A 1,084-nucleotide genomic window follows, 5' to 3' on the forward strand; every position below is an offset into this window, starting at 1 on the left:
TGTACTCGGTCATGAACTTGGTGTCAGTCGAGTGATGGGTGGCTGGCCGCCGAGGGCTGTGTGGGGTCGTTGGGTGTTGTAGTAGTGCAGCCATGGGCCGAGGGCGTTGGTGCGGTGCTGGTTGCTGGTGTAGGGGCGGCGGTAGGCCCATTCGGTGGCCAGGGTGCGGTTGAGGCGTTCGGCTTTGCCGTTGGTCCAGGGGCAGTGGGGGCGGGTGAACTTCTGCCGGGCGCCCAGGGTGGCGCAGGCTTGCTGGAAGGCGTGGCTGATGCGGTAGTTCTTGGCGTTGTCGGTCAGGACCCGTTGGATGCGGGTGATGCCGTGGTCGGCGAAGAAGGCCGCGGCCCGGGTCAGGAAGGCGGCGCAGGTGGTGCCTTTCTCATCGGTGAGGACTTCGATGTAGGCCAGGCGGGAGTGGTCGTCGATGGCGGTGTGCAGGTAGTCGTAGCCGATGCCGCGTCCGCGGGCCGCTTGGTGGCGGCCGTGGGCGCGGTGGCCGCCGCCGTCGGGGATCCGGCCGAGTTTCTTGACGTCCAGGTGGATCATGTCGCCGGGTGCGGGGTGTTCGTAGCGGTTGGCGCTCTTGCGGGTGGCGCGGATCGGGGTGCCGGTCAGTGGGTCACAGTCGGCCAGTACGGGCACGTGGTGGCGGCGCAGGATGCGGGTGATGGTTCTGGCCGGTACCCCGGTGGCGTGGGCGAGCCGGTCCGGGCCGGCGCGCAGTTCGGCACGGGCCGCCAGGACCCGCTGCTCGAGTTCGGCCGGGGTGCGGCGCGGGCAGGTGCGGGGTCCGCTGCGTCGTTCCTGCAGCCCGTCCCAGCCCTCCTGGCGGAACCGTCGCACCCACCGATGCCCGCATTGGCGCGAGACGCCCAGTTCTGCGGCCACATGCGCGACCGGACGCCCGTCGAACACGACACGACGAACGAGCAGACATCTGCCGTGGAACGTCAACCGGGCGTTAGCGTGACCCATCAAGACCTCCTGCGTGGGTGAAGTCAGCAACTCCACTACGCCGGAGGTCTTCTTCATGATCAATCAATCATGGCCACGTGTCATCAAGATCATGGCCAAGTACACCTAG

Annotated in this window: 1 protein-coding gene; it reads right to left on the bottom strand. The window is 67.8% G+C overall.

Annotated elements, in window-relative coordinates; all coding sequences use genetic code 11:
* Positions 1–9 precede the first annotated feature (9 nt).
* On the bottom strand, positions 10–975 hold the full coding sequence (locus ACIBI5_RS54280) for an IS481 family transposase (RefSeq protein WP_397259676.1): 966 nt from the start codon (positions 973–975) through the stop codon (positions 10–12).
* Positions 976–1,084 lie beyond the last annotated feature (109 nt).

The sequence above is a fragment of the Nonomuraea sp. NPDC050540 genome (assembly GCF_044457485.1).
GTDB lineage: Bacteria > Actinomycetota > Actinomycetes > Streptosporangiales > Streptosporangiaceae > Nonomuraea.